This is a genomic window from Embleya sp. NPDC005575 (assembly GCF_040605455.1).
Taxonomy (GTDB): domain Bacteria; phylum Actinomycetota; class Actinomycetes; order Streptomycetales; family Streptomycetaceae; genus Embleya.
Window position 1 is genome coordinate 1 of the sequence record NZ_JBEXCV010000301.1, and the last position, 4,309, is coordinate 4,309.

Annotated in this window: 3 protein-coding genes; 1 reads left to right on the forward strand and 2 read right to left on the reverse strand. The window is 73.5% G+C overall.

What is annotated here, in order from left to right; all coding sequences use genetic code 11:
- Positions 1-155: 155 nt before the first annotated feature.
- Positions 156-1,052 (reverse strand): hypothetical protein, encoded by an 897-nt coding sequence (locus ABZS54_RS42280; protein WP_355548580.1) that lies wholly within the window; start codon positions 1,050-1,052, stop codon positions 156-158.
- 243 nt (positions 1,053-1,295) lie between these two features.
- On the opposite strand from ABZS54_RS42280, the gene ABZS54_RS42285 reads away from it, so the two are divergent.
- On the forward strand, positions 1,296-3,233 hold the full coding sequence (locus ABZS54_RS42285) for an N-6 DNA methylase (protein WP_355548583.1): 1,938 nt from the start codon (positions 1,296-1,298) through the stop codon (positions 3,231-3,233).
- A 53-nt stretch (positions 3,234-3,286) separates the two neighbouring features.
- On the opposite strand, the gene ABZS54_RS42290 is transcribed toward ABZS54_RS42285, so the two are convergent.
- Positions 3,287-4,309: hypothetical protein (locus ABZS54_RS42290; RefSeq protein ID WP_355548586.1), on the reverse strand; the 1,023-nt coding region annotated here is incomplete at its 5' end.

Consider the following 4,309-nt stretch of genomic DNA (forward strand, 5'->3'; position numbering starts at 1 on the left):
ACAAATTAAAATATTTTTTTTTTGTTGTTTTTTTGATTGTGGGTGAAAAAAGCGGGGGGGGCGCCCGCCCCCCCGCGCCCCCCCCGCCCCCACGTCCCCACCCCTCATCCCCCCGGATGAAAGTTCTTCGTCGGCCCCTGGGGGCCGAGCGTTCGTCAGCCGAGGTTCTCGATCCCCGCCGTGCCCTTCTCGACGTCGAGGATCTCGACGGAGGAGACCTTGCGGGTGGTGTTGCCCTCGGCCCACTGCTTCGCCTCGTTGGCGAGCTTGCCGCCCTTGTCCATCCGGGCGGACTCGGCGGACAGGTTCTCGGAGAGCGAGACCTCGGCCGGCAGTGAGGTCAGCACCGCGATGTCGTAGCCGGTGTAGGTCTTGGCGATGCGGACCTTGGTGACCAGTGAGCCGTAGGTCGTGGTCTTCAGCTTGGCGAGCAGATCGGCGGCGTACTTCTGCGAGCCGGCCTTGTCGGTGTCCTTCTCCGCGCCGTTTTCGATGCCGGCGGTGCCCTTCTCCTTGTCGAGCACCGACACCGAGGAGATGGTCAGGCTCGACGAGTCCTGGGCCCACTGCATGGCCTCGACCGCGAGCTTCCGCCCCTTGTCCATCCGGGCATTCGCACCCTTGATGTCCTCGGTGACGGGGATCTCGGCGGGCAGCGTCGTGTTGACCGTGACCTCGTAGCGCTCGTACTGCTTCGCGATCCGGACCTCGGACACCAGGCCGCCGTGCTTGGTGGTCCTGAGGTAGGCCAGCAGGTCCTGGGCCGCCTTGTCGACGCCGCCCTTCGCATCACCCTTGTCATCCGCCTTGGGTGATTCGGCCTTGGGTGCCGCGCTCGCATCGGCCGCGCCGGTGGTCTTGGGCGACTCGACCGAGGCACTGGCCGCCTTGCCCTCGTCCTTCTTCTCGGGTCCGCAGGCGGCGAGCGAGCCGGTCAGGGCGATCGTCGCGGCGACGGCCACGGTGGTGATCAGGCCGCGGCGACGTCCCCGCGGGGTCGCGGTCGAGGCGGACTGCTGCGGGACGGTCGGCCGGGGAGCGAGCGCGGACATGAGGGGTTCCCTTCGGTGGCACTGCGGAGTCGGGCCTGGACAGCGCCGATCGGGTCGGTCGACCCGAACGGCCGATAGCGGGACGACAGTGCGGTGCAGTACTTCCGGGAGTGCTCCGTGCTGTCGAAGTCAATAGAAGCAGTGCCTGTGAACGCTGTCAACAAGAACTTCACTCACGCATTACGTCGCCTCTCTATGATTAACTCCCGAAGGTTCACAACCCCGGCCCATGAGGAGGAGACGGTGTCCACCAGCCCCCAGGTCACCGCTGCCGAGATCGCCCGCATCGCGGGTGTCGGGCGCGCCGCCGTGAGCAACTGGCGTCGGCGCTTCGACGACTTCCCGCGGCCCGTGGGCGGCAGCGACGCGAGCCCCACCTTCGCGCTGTCCCAGGTGGAGAGCTGGCTGCGGGCCCAGGGCAAGATCGCCGAGGTGGCCCCCGAGGAGCACCTGTGGCGCATGGTCGCCGCCTCGGGCGACATCCCCGAGCGGCTCGCCGACCTCGGCGACCACCTCTTGGCCGGCTCACCCGGGCCGGTAGGGCCGCACGCCGCGCTGCTGCGCGCCGCGACCGACCTGGCCGACACCCGCGGGGCGCCCGCGGTGTTCGCCGACCTTTACTCCCGATTCGCCGAATCGGCAGCCGGCCCCGGCGGCGTCACCCCCGCGGCCACCGTCGCGCTGATCGCCGAACTCGCGGTCGTCGGGCGCGAGTCCGCAACCTCGGTGCTGAACCCCGCGACCACGCACGGCGATCTGTTGCTCGGCTTCGCGCGGTCCGCACGCACCCTGCGCGGGCAGACCGAGGCGCCGGCCCTGGCCCGGCTGGTCCGGGCCCGGATCGCGCTGCACCCGGACGCGGCACCGGACACCGACATCGCCATCGCCGAGGGCGACGCGTTGCGCGCGGACGCGTGGCCCGGCGAACCGTTCGACACCGTCGTGGGCAACCCGCCGTTCAACGACCGCAATTGGGGCCACGACGAACTGGCCTACGACCCGCGCTGGGAGTACGGCTTGCCGGCCCGGACCGAGTCCGAACTCGCCTGGGTGCAGCACGCGCTGGCCCACACCGAAGTCGGCGGCCGGGTGGTGCTGCTGATGCCGCCGGCCGTGGCGGCCCGAGGCTCGGGGCGCCGGATCCGGGCCGAACTGCTGCGTCGGGGCGCGCTGCGTGCGGTGATCGCGCTGCCCGCGGGCGCCGCGCCGCCGTTCGGGGTCGCCCTGCACCTGTGGATCCTGGAACGGCCCTCCGGCGCGCTGATGCCCTCACACGTGCTGTTCGCCGCGATCGAGGACCCGGCCCGAGCGCAGACCACCGTGGACGCCTGGCGCGAGTTCGGCACCGACCCGGGCGGTCTGGCCGAGGCGCCCGGTCGACACCGCGCCGTGCCGCTGATCGAACTGCTCGACGACAGCGTCGACCTGACCCCGTCGCACAACCTGCCCGAACGCACCGACCTGAACGTGGCCGAGCGGGTGCAGGACACCCGCGAACGCCTGCTCGCCCTGCTGACCCGGCTCCCCGCGCTGGTGCCGGCCGTACCCGCCGCCGACGCGGGGGCGCCGACCTGGCGCTCGGTCGCACTCGCCGACCTGGCCCGCACCGGCGCGGTCACCCTGTACCGCAGCGCCTCGCGCTCCGGTCGCGGCGGCCGGGAGACGCCGACCGGGCCGACCGTGCCGATGCTCACCACCACCGACCTCGCGGCCGCCGTCCCGCCGAGCGCGCGCCTGTCCACGGCAGAGGCGGACGAGGCGCAACATCCCCGGATCCGGGCCGGCGACGTGATCGTGCCGACCCTGCTCGGCAGCGGCGAGAGCGACTGGGCGGGCGCGGTCCGGGTGGCCGGGCCCGCCGAGCAGGACGCGGTGCTCGGGCCCAACCTGCACCTGCTGCGCCCCGACCCGGCCACGCTCGACCCGTGGTTCCTGGCCGGGTTCCTGACCGACCCGGCACACGCCAAGCGGGCCGGCTACGGGTCCAGCATCGTCCGGGTCGACGTACGCCGGATCGAGATCCCACTATTGCCGCCCGCCCGGCAGCGCGCGTACGGCGAGACCTTCCGGGCGCTGCGCGCGTTCGTGACCGACCTGCGCGGCGCCGCGGCCCTCGGCGAGGACCTGGGCCGGGGCCTGCTGGAGGGCCTCACCGCCGGGCTGCTCCGACCGCCGGAGTAGCCCGGGAAGCCGGGGAAGCCGGGCGGCGTCCGGCCGGCCACGGGTGACTACACCTAGCGACCCTCCAGGGCCCGCAGGACGGCTTGCGAGCGGGCGGTGGGCGTCGCGGAGCAAAACGGGCCGGGCGGGGTCAGTGCGGCTGCCGCGGCGGCCCAGTGCGGACCGGTGTAGCAGCGCACCAGGGCCTCGGCGGCGGCGCGGTGCACGTCGCCCATCGAGTACAGCTCCTCGCCAGGGACGATCCGGTGTCGCCGGGTGATCCGCGGGTCGTCGGCCGGCCACTGGCGGTGGACCACCAACCGGGGCTCGTCCGCGGGCTCCGGCGCGCTCAGCGTGGAGAGCGACAGGGGGTACGGGAGGAGCGGGCCGAGCAGGTCGCACAGGCCCCACAACACCGCGTCCGGATCGGGCACCCCGTCCGCCTCGGACAGTGCGAACGTCTCCTCCGGCCGGGTGAGCACCGCCGAGACCACGTCCGTCAGCACGTCGGGATGCCGGCCGGCGCGCCGGCGCAGCCCGATCTCGCGGCGGGCCAACTCGGCGTGCAGCACCGCCGGGTCGAGCCGGGGCATGGGCCGGCCGCTCGGGTGGTCCAGGTCGGGCGGTTCGGTCGGGGCCGCGCCCAGGGCGAGTGCGTGCCGGGGGCCCAGGAGCAAGGCCGATCCGGGCTCGGGCCGGGGTGGGGCGATCAGGACCAGTGCGTGCGAGGCGGTGCGCCGGATCAGGGTCGGTCGCCCGCCCAGCGTGCCGAAGCGGACCGCGGATCGGCGCGGCCCGTAGTATCCGGCGCCCAGTGCGGGCCCGACCACCGGCGCCAGCACGGCGTGCCAGCGGCGCAGCCCCGATTCGGACAGCGACGTGGCCAGCACGGTGGCCGTCCCCGTGTGGCTCACCTCGTAGCGGATCCGGTGGAGCATCGGCGTGCGTGCGTATGGATCCTCGGTGTAGCGCTTGGTCGGGGCGGGTGCGGGCCGGTCCACGGTGGGTTCGGCGGCCCGCCGGGACGCGGGCCGGGCCGGGCGTGGGCGCTCGGCGGAGGGAGCCCGGGCGGGCTCCGGCTCGGGCGCGGGTCGCGG